This is a genomic window from Pleionea sp. CnH1-48 (assembly GCF_024124665.1).
GTDB lineage: Bacteria > Pseudomonadota > Gammaproteobacteria > Enterobacterales > Kangiellaceae > JAMXSB01.
The window spans coordinates 1-15754 of record NZ_JAMXSB010000024.1; the positions used below are offsets into that span (position 1 = coordinate 1).

At 38.6% G+C, this 15754-nt stretch carries 17 protein-coding genes; 4 read left to right on the forward strand and 13 right to left on the reverse strand.

Annotation, left to right across the window (positions count from 1 at the left end; translation table 11 throughout):
• Positions 1-324: 324 nt before the first annotated feature.
• From NH399_RS24915 to NH399_RS24935, 6 genes are all read right to left on the reverse strand, one after another.
• Complete coding sequence (locus tag NH399_RS24915) at positions 325-1284, reverse strand: hypothetical protein (RefSeq protein WP_253044199.1); 960 nt, start codon at positions 1282-1284, stop codon at positions 325-327.
• 23 nt (positions 1285-1307) lie between these two features.
• Complete coding sequence (locus tag NH399_RS24920; RefSeq protein ID WP_253044201.1) at positions 1308-2018, reverse strand: hypothetical protein; 711 nt, start codon at positions 2016-2018, stop codon at positions 1308-1310.
• 293 nt (positions 2019-2311) lie between these two features.
• Positions 2312-3586 (reverse strand): hypothetical protein, encoded by a 1275-nt coding sequence (locus NH399_RS24925; protein ID WP_253044202.1) that lies wholly within the window; start codon positions 3584-3586, stop codon positions 2312-2314.
• The gene (locus NH399_RS24930; RefSeq protein WP_253044203.1) at positions 3513-4199 is read right to left on the reverse strand and encodes a hypothetical protein; all 687 of its coding nucleotides are present in this window, start codon (positions 4197-4199) and stop codon (positions 3513-3515) included. The genes NH399_RS24925 and NH399_RS24930 overlap by 74 nt, the downstream gene beginning before the upstream one ends.
• A gap of 548 nt (positions 4200-4747) precedes the next feature.
• Positions 4748-4930, reverse strand: coding sequence for a LysR substrate-binding domain-containing protein (locus NH399_RS26060; RefSeq protein WP_371876121.1), 183 nt, complete (start codon positions 4928-4930; stop codon positions 4748-4750).
• A 165-nt stretch (positions 4931-5095) separates the two neighbouring features.
• Positions 5096-5248: a hypothetical protein gene (locus tag NH399_RS24935; protein ID WP_253044205.1), complete on the reverse strand. Its 153-nt coding sequence runs from the start codon at positions 5246-5248 to the stop codon at positions 5096-5098.
• 169 nt (positions 5249-5417) lie between these two features.
• Here NH399_RS24935 and NH399_RS24940 point away from each other — a divergent pair, with 169 nt between their 5' ends.
• Both NH399_RS24940 and NH399_RS24945 read left to right on the forward strand, forming a co-directional pair.
• Positions 5418-5705: a hypothetical protein gene (locus NH399_RS24940; protein WP_253044206.1), complete on the forward strand. Its 288-nt coding sequence runs from the start codon at positions 5418-5420 to the stop codon at positions 5703-5705.
• Between the two features lie 47 nt (positions 5706-5752).
• A complete protein-coding gene (locus NH399_RS24945; RefSeq protein ID WP_253044207.1) occupies positions 5753-6775 on the forward strand; it encodes a diguanylate cyclase in 1023 nt (340 codons plus the stop codon).
• A 441-nt stretch (positions 6776-7216) separates the two neighbouring features.
• Here NH399_RS24945 and NH399_RS24950 read toward each other — a convergent pair whose 3' ends face one another.
• Positions 7217-8194 carry a DNA-binding protein gene (locus tag NH399_RS24950; protein WP_253044208.1) on the reverse strand — a complete coding sequence of 326 codons (978 nt, stop codon included), beginning with the start codon at positions 8192-8194 and terminating at the stop codon, positions 7217-7219.
• Positions 8195-8380: 186 nt separating this feature from the next.
• Between NH399_RS24950 and NH399_RS24955 the strand changes: the two genes are divergently transcribed.
• Positions 8381-9523, forward strand: coding sequence for a site-specific integrase (locus NH399_RS24955; RefSeq protein WP_253044210.1), 1143 nt, complete (start codon positions 8381-8383; stop codon positions 9521-9523).
• A 99-nt stretch (positions 9524-9622) separates the two neighbouring features.
• Here the strand turns inward: NH399_RS24955 and NH399_RS24960 are convergent, their stop codons facing one another.
• The 5 genes from NH399_RS24960 to NH399_RS24980 form a co-directional block, all read right to left on the reverse strand.
• On the reverse strand, positions 9623-10252 hold the full coding sequence (locus tag NH399_RS24960) for a hypothetical protein (protein ID WP_253044211.1): 630 nt from the start codon (positions 10250-10252) through the stop codon (positions 9623-9625).
• A 42-nt stretch (positions 10253-10294) separates the two neighbouring features.
• Positions 10295-11404 (reverse strand): ComEC/Rec2 family competence protein, encoded by a 1110-nt coding sequence (locus tag NH399_RS24965; RefSeq protein WP_253044212.1) that lies wholly within the window; start codon positions 11402-11404, stop codon positions 10295-10297.
• Between the two features lie 236 nt (positions 11405-11640).
• Entirely contained in the window at positions 11641-12423 is a 783-nt protein-coding gene (locus NH399_RS24970) for a hypothetical protein (protein ID WP_253044214.1), read from the reverse strand.
• 260 nt (positions 12424-12683) lie between these two features.
• Positions 12684-13415, reverse strand: coding sequence for an HNH endonuclease (locus NH399_RS24975; protein ID WP_253044215.1), 732 nt, complete (start codon positions 13413-13415; stop codon positions 12684-12686).
• Positions 13416-13938: 523 nt separating this feature from the next.
• A complete protein-coding gene (locus NH399_RS24980) occupies positions 13939-14232 on the reverse strand; it encodes a hypothetical protein (protein ID WP_253044216.1) in 294 nt (97 codons plus the stop codon).
• A gap of 500 nt (positions 14233-14732) precedes the next feature.
• On the opposite strand from NH399_RS24980, the gene NH399_RS24985 reads away from it, so the two are divergent.
• Positions 14733-15632, forward strand: a complete 900-nt coding sequence (locus NH399_RS24985; protein WP_253044217.1) for a molybdopterin cofactor-binding domain-containing protein — start codon at positions 14733-14735, stop codon at positions 15630-15632.
• Between the two features lie 34 nt (positions 15633-15666).
• Here NH399_RS24985 and NH399_RS26065 read toward each other — a convergent pair whose 3' ends face one another.
• Positions 15667-15753, reverse strand: coding sequence for a hypothetical protein (locus NH399_RS26065; protein WP_371876119.1), 87 nt, complete (start codon positions 15751-15753; stop codon positions 15667-15669).
• Between the last annotated feature and the right edge of the window lies 1 nt (position 15754).

Consider the following 15754-nt stretch of genomic DNA (forward strand, 5'->3'; position numbering starts at 1 on the left):
TAGAGTACAACGAGAGTCGACCTCATCAAGCTCTTAATAATCTGTCGCCTAAAGAGTTCCTAAGTAACAGCGAATTTTGATGAGCCCGTCTTCACTACAAGGTGGATCTAAAAATGGGAGCCGGTCACTTAAATGAAAATCTCATCAAAAGTTTGGCTCTAATCAAGGGGTAAGGTCAAAGGAAGACTGTGTTGTGGTCGAACACCAGACGAAACACTAAAAGATGGCAAACGTATTTGGGTCGAGAAAAACTTAGCTCATAACTGTCAGAGCAGGTTTGATCTACTACAATTAATATTTAACGCTAAAGCTTTCGATGTACTCTTAGAAGTTATTCAATAACTTTATCGTTTTGCTATCTAGCTCCTTATTTAGTAGCAAATTCGAAAGATCTTCTTGTAATATTTGGTTGTCACATCCCTTACAAGTTATGATCTTAAGTAAGTCACCTTGTAGATCCCCCCACTTTGTCAAATTGCTCTTGTAATCTTTTAGCTCAGGAGATACTTTTATAGCGATTCTTTCCGAACTCAATGCCAACCCTTTAGTTATAGTAGAAATTTTATTATTGGCTAACAAGACGGAAAAACGCTCATATTGCTTTGCAATATCCTGATTAACTTTGTACTCTTCGCTATCTGAGTCGTATAAATTAGCTACCTTAACATAGTACTCAACCAAGTTATTGGAGTCCGTGGCTAGTTGTTTAAAATCCAAGTCGTCCACAGCCCTTACTTCTTGAATTACATTAGTTGTAACTTCAGAATAGGAAGGGTTAAGTTTATTAAAACCATTAATAGAAAAAGTCTTATTTTCAAAGAAATTGCTAATGTTTTCTTGAGAACGACTGTAAACTTCAGCTTGTTTAAATTTATAAATAACATCATAGATATTAGGGAGTTCGAACTGACATTTACTGACAAAAAGTTCTATGTATCTGTTGCTAGCGACAAGTCCTTTGTAATGTTTATAAAACTTTATGTCGTACTGTATTTTATTGTCTTCCTCAGCGCTACAATTTTTTTTTATAAGTCGACAGGTAGCCACTCCTTTTCTTGATGTGCGACTACATTTAATATCTGTTTTATTTCCAAAGTCTGAGTAACTCACATTCACTGGCATTTTGGGGATAGGGTGGTCATTCCCGCCTCGAAAATGAGACTGCGCGAAAACATTTATTCTCACTTCCGTCTCAGCCTTTGATAAACTAGAAAACAAACATACAATTGCGAATGAAGCCCCCGTTAACAAAACAGACCGAAAATGATTTTTAGTAAATTGCATCGAGCTCTCCAATTCCTACCTATTTAACTGTTTTCTATGTTTTTATCACTGGTTCTCTTGGACAAAACATCCTTAAGAAAGGTTGTCAATGATGTCAATAAGGCCAATATGAATAGCAAAATTGTGATAGACCACCCTTTACCAGCCCAGGTCCAAAAGTTATGCCATGATGCTTCTTCAACCAAGCACTTTCCCATTTCCCTGTCGCCCACTAAATAAGCTTTGGGCAAGTGTGCTGGGCTATCTCCTTTAAATCTAAACTCGACTTTAAATGCTACATCCATGTTTTCACTAAAATTCTTCAACTTCCAGCTAACTTCTGGACTTAACTCTGGCAGTACAGAGATGCAAGTTGCATTATCATCGTCTACTTCACCCCATAAGCATTCTTCTTTAATTTGAGGGTGAATCAGTCGATTGTTTCCTTGAACATGGAGCATCTTTACATTATCTATTGGATTAGACGAAACAAATCGGATAGTAGTCTCTACTGGAACAGAGCCGTACGCATGCAGTAAAATAACAGCAGCTATTTGATTATCGTATTCATCGTTATTGTCTAATTTTTTTAGTGTGCCTTTAATCAACGTTGTTTCAATTGAGACTCGGCATTGGGCCAGCCAACTTGAAAATATATTTTCGTAAAGTGATTTATTGGAAGTAATAACTAATGTAACAAAGCCTATGAATACTGCTATTACGGAGTTAATTAAAATATTTTTGTAGTTGCTCAAATTGATCTCCTTGCTGCAAATATTGTTTTAAGACCAAAATTCACATGTGCAAGCCCAAAAGTAGAACCTTAGCTACGAGCAACAATCTTCCGGACATTGAGGTGGATGCCCTGACGTTTCTATCAAGCTATCCAATGGGACGTAATTGCATCCACTATGTTCAAAATAGACCCAAAAGCCGCCTTCAGTAACTTCACAAACTCTGCCTATTTCACTTCCACTTTTAAGCTTAACAACATCTCCTTCTTTTAAACTCATTGTAATCCTCCGCTACAATTATATAACTATTATTCCTATTGGTTGGATAAGCTCATAGTTAAACGAGCCTTGTGAGCTTCATAGGTAACCTTTACCGCCTTTGTTGCATCTACATATGAACTAGTAGCACTTAACTCATTTTGTTTTTGCAATATGCTCCACGCAATATCTATGAGCGCTTCTTGAAATTCGTAATATTGATTTTCAGAGTTTGTGAATGCAGACTCGGCATTGAGCAAGCTGTTATTGGATTTAACCAACGCATGTGAGTCACTAGTCGAAGAGTCGCCTTTAGGTGCCGATATGCCTGACATTGATGACGCTAGGATTAATGACTGCAAGGTCACTTTAGAAGCCATCTCAGCGACTTTGCCCGGATTAAATGAGATTCCCTTCATCTTAAAATTTCCAGCCTCATCTACTACGATTATGAAGTCGGAATCGCCAAATAAACCAAATGCCTCAACTTTATTAAATTTTTTCTCCCACTTTTCTTCAGGTGCGTTCGCTACATAATAGGCAAAAAAATCATCTCTAATTGACTTGACTTGTAGTACATTCAGGAGAGATTTCTCTATTTGAGAAATAGACTCACTTGACTTATCTCTCGCCGATTTCATTGTGGCTTTAATTCGAGCGACATCAGTCGAGGGGGGAGCTTTATTCATCTCAATCTCCAAGTTTTCAATCATTTTAGAAACATGTTGTTTTTGAGAGTTCAAAGCGGAGTTCAAATTGTCAAATACCACTCTTCGGTTTGTAAGGATTGTTCTCGTTTCTAGAGGAACGGAATTATTATTTTTGAGTATTGCATCTCTTTCACTTATAGTTCTTATTGATTGTCTTACAGATAAATTTAACTTAGCAAGCTCGTCAATTAGTAGATCTATCTTTTTATTAAAAGCCCCTGACCCCTTAGATTCTTTACGCCAACTTTTTCCAATTAAAGTAAACGTATTTTTTTTACTATCTGTGTTTGATAATATTTCAGCATAGGCCAAGTATGCATTACTGAGATCTTCAAAACTATCATTCAATGACCTTCTTTTCTTAGCCAGTTTATTGACTATGTAACCCTTATCCTGATTAATCGCAGCTGCGAACTCGCTGGATACAAAGCTTTCCGACTTTGCCGCTTGAACAACAGCTGGGTCAAGTACTGCTACGTTCGTGCTCAAAGAGCCGCAAGCAGAAAGTATGAACACACTACAGACAATGGCAGCTATTCTCATAATTTTATCCTTCCGTCGATAATCCGTTGAAAAAAGCCCGTGCTTCATCCCAATTTGAAAAGCCTTTTTTGTATCCAAGAGCCTTTCCTATTGCGTTCAAAATATTATCGTATCCGGATAAAGATGATGGGGGGGGGGAAGAGGGGATAGCTTTCATTAAGGCATCCAGTTCACTTGCAACTGCTTGGCGTTTTAGAAGTTTTTGTTCCACATTACTGCGCTTCTCATCTACTAACTTAATTCTTTCTTTATTTAATATTGCAGTGATATGATCAGCTGCAACTTGGTTTTCGGAAAATGCGCCAATTGTTCTAGTAATTTCTTCTGCATTTACACTGAATATGTATGCGTAGACCCCATTAGAAGCTAAAGATTTGATTGATACGTTTTTTCTCTTTGGATCTTCATAATTATTTTGGATGGAACCTTCACTATTTTCGTTAGATTCCGAGTGTTCCCCAAATTCATTTAAAAATATATCTAATGCTTTTTCGTCATAAAATCCAGAAGAATATTTTGCACCAGTCATAAATGCAGCGCTTGATACCTTTACTCGATAATAATTGGCTGGCTCGCCTTTTGACTTAAAAAGTTGACTCTCGTCATGCATTACAACACATCCACTTAATACAAACGAACTAGAAAACAGAAAGAAAAAGGCTCTAAAGAATTTAAATTCATTGAATTTCATGTGAATCATAACTTCTCCCCAAGCTCAATGTTAAGTAATCGTCGAAATAAATTCCTAAATAGCTGTCTTTTGCATTAAATATTTATTTTTTTGCCTGTTCATCTGACTTCCTTTCGATACTCGTTAGGTTACTTAATACCCAACTCCACTTAAAATACTTTTTATTAATCTAAGTAAGATCTTATATGTCTAAGATAATTTCAAAGTGAGCTACCTTCCGTGCAGGTTATAAGTAAGATATAAGATTAGCAGTACTAAAGTCATTTGTAAATTTATTAATTTCAGCAAGCACATTACGATATTATCGCTAATTTCGAATTTGAAAATTTAAGATAGAAAGAGTTATTATAGGAGATTAGTTTCTTCTACTCGACCTGCGCCTAATAATAGGTTAAATGATAAATTGCAATAGAATGCACATGAGTAAAAGTGTGTTTTTAACACATTCAATAAAAGTGGCCTACAAGGTAGCTATACTTCTCTGGTTAAATTTTTCATCGTATTAAACATTTTTGCTCGCAGCCTCTCTTATCATTAAGTATTAAAGGTTAGACGCTCGCTTCCATTATCTCCATTTGCGAATACTGATAGGCTAGGAAATCAATAAATAAACGAACTGCTGGCGGGAGACCGCGCTTTGTCGGAAATATCGCATGTATGATTTCTTTTGATGGTGGCCAATCCTCAAACAAACGCACAAGCTTACCTTGCTGAAGCCGTTTATGTACCATCACTTCATGAAGTTATGCCGCACCAATACAAGCGATAGCAGCTTCTCGTAATGTGTGCATATCAGTTACTAGTAGGGCCCGTCGACAGAACGTTCAGCTAAACTGGGCCAGTTGATAAGATCCGCTGTTTTTTCGGAATGCCCAACTTTTTCTACCAGTAAAGGGCTAGCCACCAAATAATGTTTTGAGTATCCCAATGATCGCCCTGAGAGAAATATCTAATCCTTCACCAACAACATCAACAGCTCGGTTCATATCGATCAAATGAATAGTCACATTGTGATATTGAGCTGCAAAGTCGACCAGTAGTTGGCCCACCAACTCATGTAATAAAGAAATAGGGCAGGAGATTCAAACCGTTTCACCTAGGGAGGATTGAGTATTGTCTAGTACGGATTGAGCTGCTTCTGCCGCTGGTATTAAATCTTTGCACCATTCATAGTATGTTTGTCCTAATTCTGTCACTACAAAACGTCGGGTCCGTGCAATGCAAGCTGGAGTTATTCCAATTGATACTTCGGGCATTAACAGTGAATTCCAAAAAACTTGGAATAGAGTTGACGCTGCTCAATGGGATAGCATGCCAGAGTTCAAGAGGCGGCTAATAGTTAATTGTAATAGAGAAAACATGATAGTTTGGAAGCGATATTATCAGGTTTTCTTAACTAAAAGACTAGTGGGAGAAAACGCACTTCTTTCGAGTTCTTTAATTGAGAACATATTTTTTGGCTTGCCCCTCAAGCATTTAGCTATCCTTGATAAAAATCAAACCTGAGAGCTCTGCTATACTAGCTAAACAAATGGTTGTTTATCAGGTTGTATATGGCGCATCTAGGAGCTGAATCGGGTTTAGAATACGAACAAGCCAAAGTACGAGCCATTATTGGTACTATCATTATTACCTTTCTTATTGTTAGCTCTCCAAGAAACTCCTGGATGGGCTTTGTTTTTACGTTATATCTGATTATTTCTACCATATTCCTGGCCCATATTCACTTCAGGCCAGCCAGATCTAAAGCAAGAATTCTTTTGGGACAGATTGTGGACGCAAGTGCAATCAGTTCTATTTTATATTTTGGAGGTGAGCACGCGGCAATAGGATATAGCTTATACCTTTGGATGATAATAGGGAATGGCTGTCGCTTTGGCATCCCTTATCTTTTAAGTTCAACGATAATGTGCGTTATCCATTTTGGCTTCATTTCCTTAACGGTAAGCTACTGGCAAGAACAAGGAAATATGCTGTTAGCACCTTGGTTAGCTATCTTCATGGTTCCTTTTTACTTGTTTAAATTATTAAAAAGACTCGAAGATACAACCACTCGACTTGAAAACTTGTCTCGCTATGACGAACTCACTGGATTGTACAATCGACGAGCGTTTAATGAGCAGGCAAATTTGGAATATGAGCGATTGCAAAGAACCGATAAGCCTTTCTCATTAATATTGCTGGATATTGATCATTTTAAACGCATAAACGACACCCACGGGCATCTTGTTGGCGACCTCGTTTTAAAGTTTGTTGCAGAGATCATCAAAGACTCATGTCGAGACGAGGATTTTATATCACGTTATGGCGGCGAAGAATTTATCATTCTTGCTCCCGGCCAAGCCCAAATAGAAGATGTATCCTTAGCCGAACGTATTCGAAAGCAAGTAGAGGCAATGCCAATAGATATCGGCGATCAGACTATCTATGTAACTGTGAGTTTGGGTACTGCATCCTGGGACTCTGACTTTGCAAGCATGGACAGTTGGATTCAGGCAGCAGACTCAGCCTTATATAAAGCGAAAGACGAAGGGCGTAATAGAGTATTGAGCTACCAGCATCCAGGGGAGCTTTAGGCTTGGGCTTGTGAATATATAATTTAACATAATATATATTATGCGTACAATTCATCATACTATAATTAAAGAGAAATCTGACTGGTCTTCTAATATAGGGTGTCCATGCATATTCAGGGAAAAATTACCGTAATAAGACCTAACTAGTTGATTTAATACAATATATTTAGAACTCTTAAATTGAGAAAATCTCAGTTTTACAGGTATGGCTGTTCATCAATTAAAGGATAAATTTCTTGTATTAAGTACTTCCAATGAGTATGAAATAATTGAACGCAATGGTTCTGATTAGGATGTTTGTTGGTCAGTGCATTTTCTATGGTTTGGTGGTATAGTTTTCTAAAGATTAAAATCAACCACATCAGGAGTTAAGTATGATCGGTCCACGTGTAGAGTAAAATAGATTGCTGTTTAGTCTTATACTGCATACAGCACTATTTCTTATAAAGAGCTCTTTTTGAGCTGGGTTGCTTCTTGTTTTTCCTCCACTAATTTTGATGTTAATTCCGTATTCTCAGAAAGTAATTTTGCATTTGATTCGTTAGCTGTTTTGAGCTGAATTTTTAGCGACTCGTTATTCCTGAGTAGTTGGTTATGCATACTTTCAGACTGAGTTATTTTTGTTTCCAGCTTCTCTATCTGCTGCTCAGAGTTTAGTAGTGATGCTTCAACTTGAATCTTTCGTTTCTCGATTGATTTGAGCTCGGAGTTCTCTCTGGAAACACGTTCAAGTTTTCCGTTTATCTGTTTCTCGTTTTGCTTACTTTCATCATAAAGGCTTATCCATTTAGCTTCGCTCGTTTCCAGTCGCCTGATATCATTGCTGTGTTTTGACTCCAGAGCCGTAGTCGCGCGTTCGTGCTTTAATACTAGGGTTTTATTAAGCTCTTTCTGTTCATCAAGTAATTTCAGGAGCTCTTTGTTCTTATCGATTAAAGACTCAATTTGGGCATTATTTTTCGTATTGATGCGTATAAACTGTTGTTCCTTTTGATTTAGCGCGTGCTCAAGATGCGCATGTGCTTCTGTCAATGCTTCTATAGTCTCCTGAGCATTGGCTAAATCTTCATGTAATTTCTTAATCCTTAATTCAAGCTCAGAGATTTCTGCTTTATATGTGTTTTCTCTGTCTTTGCTTTGAGCCTTTTCTTGCTCAAACCGATGCTCTGCAGCTTCATTGGCTTTCACCCACAGCTGCTCAAACATAGGTACAAGTTCTTCTGGGAAGCTTTCAGGTAATCTACGGATGGACTTACCTTTCTGCTCTTTACGAAATTTAGCCAAGTGTTGTTGCCAGGTTGAGTTACTGCCAGAGCCAAACGATTCTCGTGCTCGTTGAATACTCAGAGATTCTCCCTGAATTAAGATTGATGTAAATACTTGTTTTGCTTCTTCGTAACTGACGCCAGGACGAGCCATAACAGACCTTTGAGTGCCTTTAATTGGTTTGTTTGCTCAGTTTAGCATTAAATTAGATGTTACGTAATACGTATAAAATAACATGATATATATCAATAATTCATGATTATTCTACTAATCTTGAATTATATTTAAGTTCGTTTATACTGAAATAAAGAGACTAAATAATCAAGTAAAATCAATAAGATGACTCACTTATCGGTAACACATCCCCTACCCTTGGAACGGCTACAGTTAAACTCTGAATTCGATGGTACCTTTGGATCCAATCGTAATTCGGGTAATGGGCTGTTGATTAATGCGCAGAATGATTTGGAAGCGCTCAATAGTTGGCTCGAAGAATTTAAAGACTCCCCTCAAACGTACCGTAATTACCGAAAAGAGATCGAAAGGTTATTGTTGTGGAGCCTATTGGTTTTGAATAAGCCTTTCTCAAGCTTAAATCGTGATGACTTGAGAGCTTACGAGCAGTTTCTTGCCTCCCCTACTCCTGCGGCTCAATGGTGTGGGCCAAGACGACCAAGGCATTCTAAAGAATGGCGTCCATTTTTAGGCCCTTTGAGCGAAACCAGTCGGCACCAGGCACTGGTTGTTATTGGCGCTGCATTTGGGTATTTATCAGATGCGGGTTATTTGCTGGGAAATCCTGTTAAGTTACTGCGCAGGAAACGAGCAAAATCGACCAATAACAACACGGTCGAGCGATTTCTGGAACAGGAGCTTTGGAGTCATGTTTGGAGCTTTATCGAAGAACTGCCAGAAAAGTCGCTCCGTGAACGTGAACATAAGGCCCGTATACGATTCTTATTTCACTTGCTCTACCTGCTCGGCCCGCGAGTAAGCGAAGTTGCTAACTTACAAATGAGCGATTTTCGAGAAACCCGAGGTAAGTGGTGGTGTTATATTCTTGGCAAAGGCAACAAGCGTGAGAAAGTTCCCGTCAATAACTCTATGCTATTGGCATTGATTGACTACCGACGCTTTCTAGATTTATCTGATTTGCCTACTGCGGATGAACATACGCCAGTATTGCGTAGTTTGAAAGGTAATCGAGGAGTATCATCAAACATGATTTATCGGATTGTAAAGAAGCTCTTTAACCAAACTGCCGACTCACTTGAAATCCAAAAGCGGGAGCAGGCTTTTAAGCTTAGAAAAGCCTCCACTCATTGGATGCGTCACACTGCCATGACTCACCTTGCTGATATTGGCGTCGATTTGCACCATCTCAGACAAACTGCAAGGCACAACGATATCAATACAACTTCACGATATTTACATGCTGATGAAGAACGATGGCATAAGTCTGTAGGAAAGCACAAGATTTAAATATTAAAAAGAACTATATTTTTTGAACTCAAGAAGTCATCCGCTTGCTTCAGTAAAACTGAATATTCAAGATGAGAATAGAGAAACATAAAAAGGCACTCACTTCCCCCATTCACTTTCCCAAGCACTCTCTTCTATAGTTCTAAAAAGACAACTGACGGCACTAAAAGTATCTTTAAATAGTAGCTCCTCTAACAAAGGTTCAACAGCATCCCATTCTCCATGCGCAAATTTATTCCGTAGTCTCCTTAAACTATCTAGTGTTGATAATGTACCGGGGGACACTTCCCAATTACTCAGCAACTCAGTTTTTAGGTAGTTAATATAATGGCCAATATCTGAAACTCCTCTATCAGTTTTAGGTGGTATCGTTTCAGCTAGTTCCTTCAATACCCTCTTCAGCCCCCACTCTACAAAACTTGTCATGACCACTAGCACTGTACATTTCGCAATAACATCCACATTGTACTCCCAGTAATAATGGTCTTCATCATAAGGGCCTTCTTTTGCATGCAGTCTAGATTCCTCCAATTTATGTTCGGAACAAATTAGCTGGTGCAAACAATAATCGTGTGTGTAGTTCAGTCTTTCGAATAGAATCCAAAAACACTCCGAAAATCTTTCAGGCATGTACAAGTAATCATTTTCGATCACAATCTTTCCTGTTTGGTCTTCTAGGTGGGACTTCGACCACCACAGGCCTAACTTCATTGGAATCTCTATTTCCATGATAGTCCTTCCAGTACAATAATTCGCATATGCCATGCTCTCTTATTCTGACAAACAAGCAGGCCTTTCAACTTGATGAATTTCTTTCCAAGAACCATCAGCTTTCCCCTCAAGCACAACAGTACCTTCTACCCCAGTAGAATATATTGCTTTCCTAATGTTCGAATACACAGGATCTGTGTTCCAGCGAACAAATGATGGAAAAATAATTTCTTGATTACGGTTACCACGGACAGAATCATTCAGCATTTGAACAACAGAAGTCCGAGGGTGTGCGTGACTCCATGCAGTAAAGCCGCTTCTCTCACATGCAGGCCCTGTAGAAAATACGGCTATTTCCGGCGACATTTCATCTAACAATTCCACAGTTGTGCCGTTGCTAGCACCGTGGTGCCCCACCTGATAGACATCGACGTCTAATAAACCTGTCCCCTTATATGCCTCAACTAAGCGCTCTATCCCGGCAGGACGAAAATTTCTAGTCGACGTAGAAGTGGATTTCTCTAGATCACCAGTGAATAAAACGGATGCTTCACCAAGATCAATACGAATAACTACACTGTGATTATTTTCATCTTCGTAATTTTCCTGCATCCAAGATTCATCGTAATCAGCCTGCCCCCATAGAGCAGTGATTTTCGGGTCATGACCATCACACGTTACAGGATCAATTATCTGATTCACCAGCCCTTTATCCTTGTCTATTTTTCGTTCAAGGACATACCAGCCTTTAACCCCACCAGTCTCGTTGGCATACACCCTCGCATCGTTTTGTGCTCCGACACCAAAACCAGTGTCCTGGCCATTAGTAACAATGTTTCGAGGTTTGAAGCTCTCAATCATCTTAGATACACCTTTCGTATGATCCGGGTGTGGATGAGTAATAATCAATTGGGCTAATTGCCCCCCTAAATCTGTACGGCGCTCAAAAAACCTTTTTATGTAGTTAACTAGATAGGAAACATCACTCGAGCTTTCAGCCCCAGTGTCAATTAATATCGCGGCACACGAAAACTCAACGAGCGTCGCATCTGCCTGGCCAACATTGATGAAGTGCACTCGCATTGTGTCTTGAGCCAGGGGTTCAGCATAAGATGATTGACTTAAAATAATGCCCGCAATAAAAAGAAAACTGAAAATTACTTTAATCATATTAAATAACTCTTCTTTAATTGATTAACTTATCACTATACTTATTCAACGTTTTCCAAGGCTCAGAAAAACCTAACCTATGGTGATTATAGTTCTCATATTTAGAAATGAACAAGCACACTACTTTTCTATGAAAGCCTGATTATTCCTCCCTAATTTAAGACTGATAGAGCAGGCTGCCCCCAAAAAAATCTCAATTACCAATTGAGTTATTGAAATTCTATTAACCTATTAGCTCACTTTACTCGACTATTACCATCAATATGCTTTCCATATCCAACTACCATTAAGTCCACTATTTCTTCAATATCAAATAAATTCAGATAAGGAACCATAAGACTTGTCTGAGTTCTAGAAAGAACACCATGTATTCTCCTTTCCTTAATACTCAACGCTTTTGTGAATATCTCAATAAAAAAACCTTCGAACATAAAACACACGGATACTTTGTTTTCTTTGTAGTTTTCATTGATACGGAGAAATGGTGACACTATTAACTGTTTTATAGCATCAGAAGTAAACCCCTTACTTTTACTCAAGTCTAATACCCGGCTAATTTTTATGGACACCTTTCCGGATGATACTCTCGAGTTATTAAGAATCGCATGCCTTAGAAACTCACTTTCTCGCTCAGCCAACAAAACATTTTTATAAGCTGGATGTGCAGAATTAGCAGCTCGCCAATAAATGGATAAAAAGTACATTATCAACCTATGTTGATTTATGTTCCGAAGAGATAACCCAGCATCAGTTTTAATGAATGTGCCTCCCCTTCCTCTTAGTACACCAAGAGAGTAGTCTTCATACTCATGATTAAGTAGTCTCTCACATTTAGAACACAGCTGGTGCTCTGCCCAACTATCATTACTATACGCAACAGGTTCATTTCCCGAAGTAATCGAAATTACTTTTCCCGAATTTCTTCTCGAAATCTTTTTAAATACAGAGTTCCCCACCGCATGAGATAACTGCAGCTCTTCCTTTTCATTACATAACTTACACTGACCTATTTTTGACACTGACCTCTCCGTTTAAAATATTCGCCAAACATAAAACCTTCTTAGCCTTACAACTATTAAAGTGATACTTAATTGATTCTTTTGTCAGTTCAAAACCAACAAGAAAGCTCCCTCCACCACTAATACTGCGGATATCCTTCCTCAAGCATCTTGCCTATTAGGAACACTTATCGAGATACGAATAGAGCGGCTAAAAGGGAAGCACCCAATAGAGTACTCCAGCTATGCTTACCTGGGACACAGACTCCACTAAAGAAATTTTAGTTTGATATGTAACGCTCAATGTTCCTAACTGCTTTTTCTGAACCAGTAATCATTGCTACAAAGCTATTTTTAAACTCATAACTCAAATCGTCGTCAAATACTGTCATCCCTCCGAGTAGCAGAATGGTCCATACTGATATACCTTCGTCAATTTCACTCATTACTCCATTGTACCTAACGGTATCGTCACCTAATTGAACGGCTACACGCAAATTTGAAGACTTTTGGAGTAAGTCTGAGACAAATTCAATTCCTAATAATGACGGAGTAAATACAGTAAAGCTTCTGTCCAAGGGCAAGTACCTATTCCAGTGATGCCATATTAATCCTCTTCCGATGAAGCCTACCAACTCATGTAACTGCTCATAATCTAGATTTATTGCTAATCTTTTTTCTTGGCCACCTTCACTAGATGGGACTAACATATAACCAAAACCGTCCTTTAGCTTTCTATGCAATTTTCGGTTTTTCTCTAGTCTTTTGCTAACATCAACGGATAGAGCTTTTTTTGAATCAGAGTGTGTTGCGCCAAAAGGCAAAACAGCAGTTAAATAATGCTCTAGCTTTGACTTCTCATTGTTGCACTCTTTACAAGAAGGGACTTTAGGCAGGTTACCTCTCTGCTCTATTTGAAATAATTCTCTAGGAAAAACGTGATCAGCTGTAGTGGACTTACTACTTCGGCAATATACACAAGTCTTGCCTCTGAATTTTTTACTACCTCCCAAATCTTCTCCTTAACCATGCTTAGCAAAGTAATCAGTCAAGCGTTTAGTCTAATACTCAAAATTCATGATTCATAGAAATCGTTTCGCTTTTCTTTGGAGCTCGGTAGATATTAGCTAGTTAGCTCTTTGTATCTACCCAATTAAAACTAAACGAGTTCTGATTGATTTTAAGTGGGTGTGCCTGGGACCTCTAAAAAACCTATAACGGATAAAGAAGGATGCTCTGCCTTTATTCTCTAATTCATGGGCTCTTTGACGAAATTCTTCAGTCTTGCCAGCACCAGCTTCGTCTAGTATTACGCTACGATACTCACACTCCAAATCATCCCAAAGCTTAAAATTAGCCCTTCCCAGGAATGCTAGAACCTCGTAACCTTCTGCATCTTCCTGATCTTTAGGAACAAGCGAAAATTGCCTATTTAACGATATATACGATTGTTTGTTTATCATATACTTATGTAAATAGTGTAGTTTCCTGAGGAAAGAATACTTTCCTTATTTTTTTGCGCATTTAAAAGTCCACTTAGCTATCTTTAACTAACCGCCTCCGATAATTCTTCACCAACTGATCACTAACATCAGACTTATAGCAAAGAGGCTCAGCTCCACCAGGTTTACTCCAGGCACTACGCTTTCCACATTTTCGTCCAGCTCTATCTCGATAAAACGGGCAAGGACAACTGCCTTGGTATTGGCGAATAGAGCGTTCTATAAGCACTTGCCGTATCTCATCATCTGATAACTGTTTGCTTTTCTCATCCGCCATTATAGGTAATGTTAAAAATAGAACGAGAGCATGTAACATGATTAATCGCATAACAAACACATCCATTGTCAATTACCTCTTAGCAAACTATCGCAGTGGAATTTCCTTTTCAAGATCGACCTTGAGATATAACAAATAGCACTCACATTTTCATCAACAGTCCCCCCCCAACAATTCAAACGCCCTCTCTATTGATACAGTCTCGAAAAGACCAACACTCTCACCGTAATCAATAGCAGCAGTCCCTTCACTAACATCAAAGTCTATTAGCATGTCACAAATTTTAATCAGACAATGACTATCGGACATCGAAATAATCTCAAACTGTTTCTTTCCCATCTCATCAATTCTCAATAAGTAATAAAAAGTCACTTAGATAGACAGGCTGCATTAAAAAAATGGGTCTTTTAATTCAAACTTTTCATTCTTTTTCTGATAAAAAGCAATAGAGCTTATAAAAGCCCTATCAAATTGCTACTATTAAATTATCTTCGTAGTTGTGCTTCCTTACTCTGCTGAGAGAAAAGGAATGTTCTATCATAGGGGCTACAATGCGTATCGATGCTTTGGATAAAGTTTTAGGTAAGAAGATCTACGTCAGAGATCTTCGTTCACAGGATATTAAGATAGTCACAAATAATCAGGAAGACTGGGGGAATGTCACATGGCATGCACTAATCCTTCGTTCTTCATATCTTAATCGAACTTTTATTGATCTGAATTTAACTGAAGTTCAAAAGTATTCTCCTATTAAGTGTTTTATCAGGCAGGGAGATTTATTTAGGAATAAATTAGATTCTTCGGAGAGTTATGAACTTGATTTTGGGTTTGGTCTATTTGGCGCTACCCCAGAGGTCGATTTGTTCGTCGACGAAGGACAATCTGCTCGTTATGTCGGCCAGCCTATCGCTCTTTTGCTTTTTGATGACGTGGCAAAGTTTCTTAATGCTGAACGCGAACAACTCGGTGTTAGAAATCTCGTGAATTACGGCCCGTTAACGACGCCTTCGCCCACTGCATATGAAGAGTCGAATCCTATTTCAAGCGCACTGGATGACTGGTTAGCGTTTGGGGCAATCCCGCCAACTGAAAAACTGTTCGGCGGACAAGGAGTCGATGTTGGAGAACGTGACGACTCGCGGTTTCCAACCATTGAAAGAAGCTTCGATGAAGGCACAGTATTAGAACTTAGAAGCTCTACGCCAACTATTGACCCTTGCTACCTTGAACCAGATGCTTGCCTGGGTAAAGTCATCCAATTAGACGACGGAAAATATGATCTTGTAATGTACACACCCACGCAGTCGCCTATATCAGATGAAGGGGCTATCAACGCTTCGCTTAAAAGAAACATTACTGGATCCAAGATAGATGTGAGAACCTTGCAGTTAGGCGGCGGATTCGGGGGCAGAGACTTTTCTATCTTCCCCATTTATGGCGCAATAGTGTAGTGGTCAAGTATTTTCGTACCTACATTGAAAGACCTTATGCTGCTTCAGCATCTACGGGCGTTAAATATTGGTTATAACTATGTCCACGTTCATGGTTGTAATGATGAATATATTGAGCAATA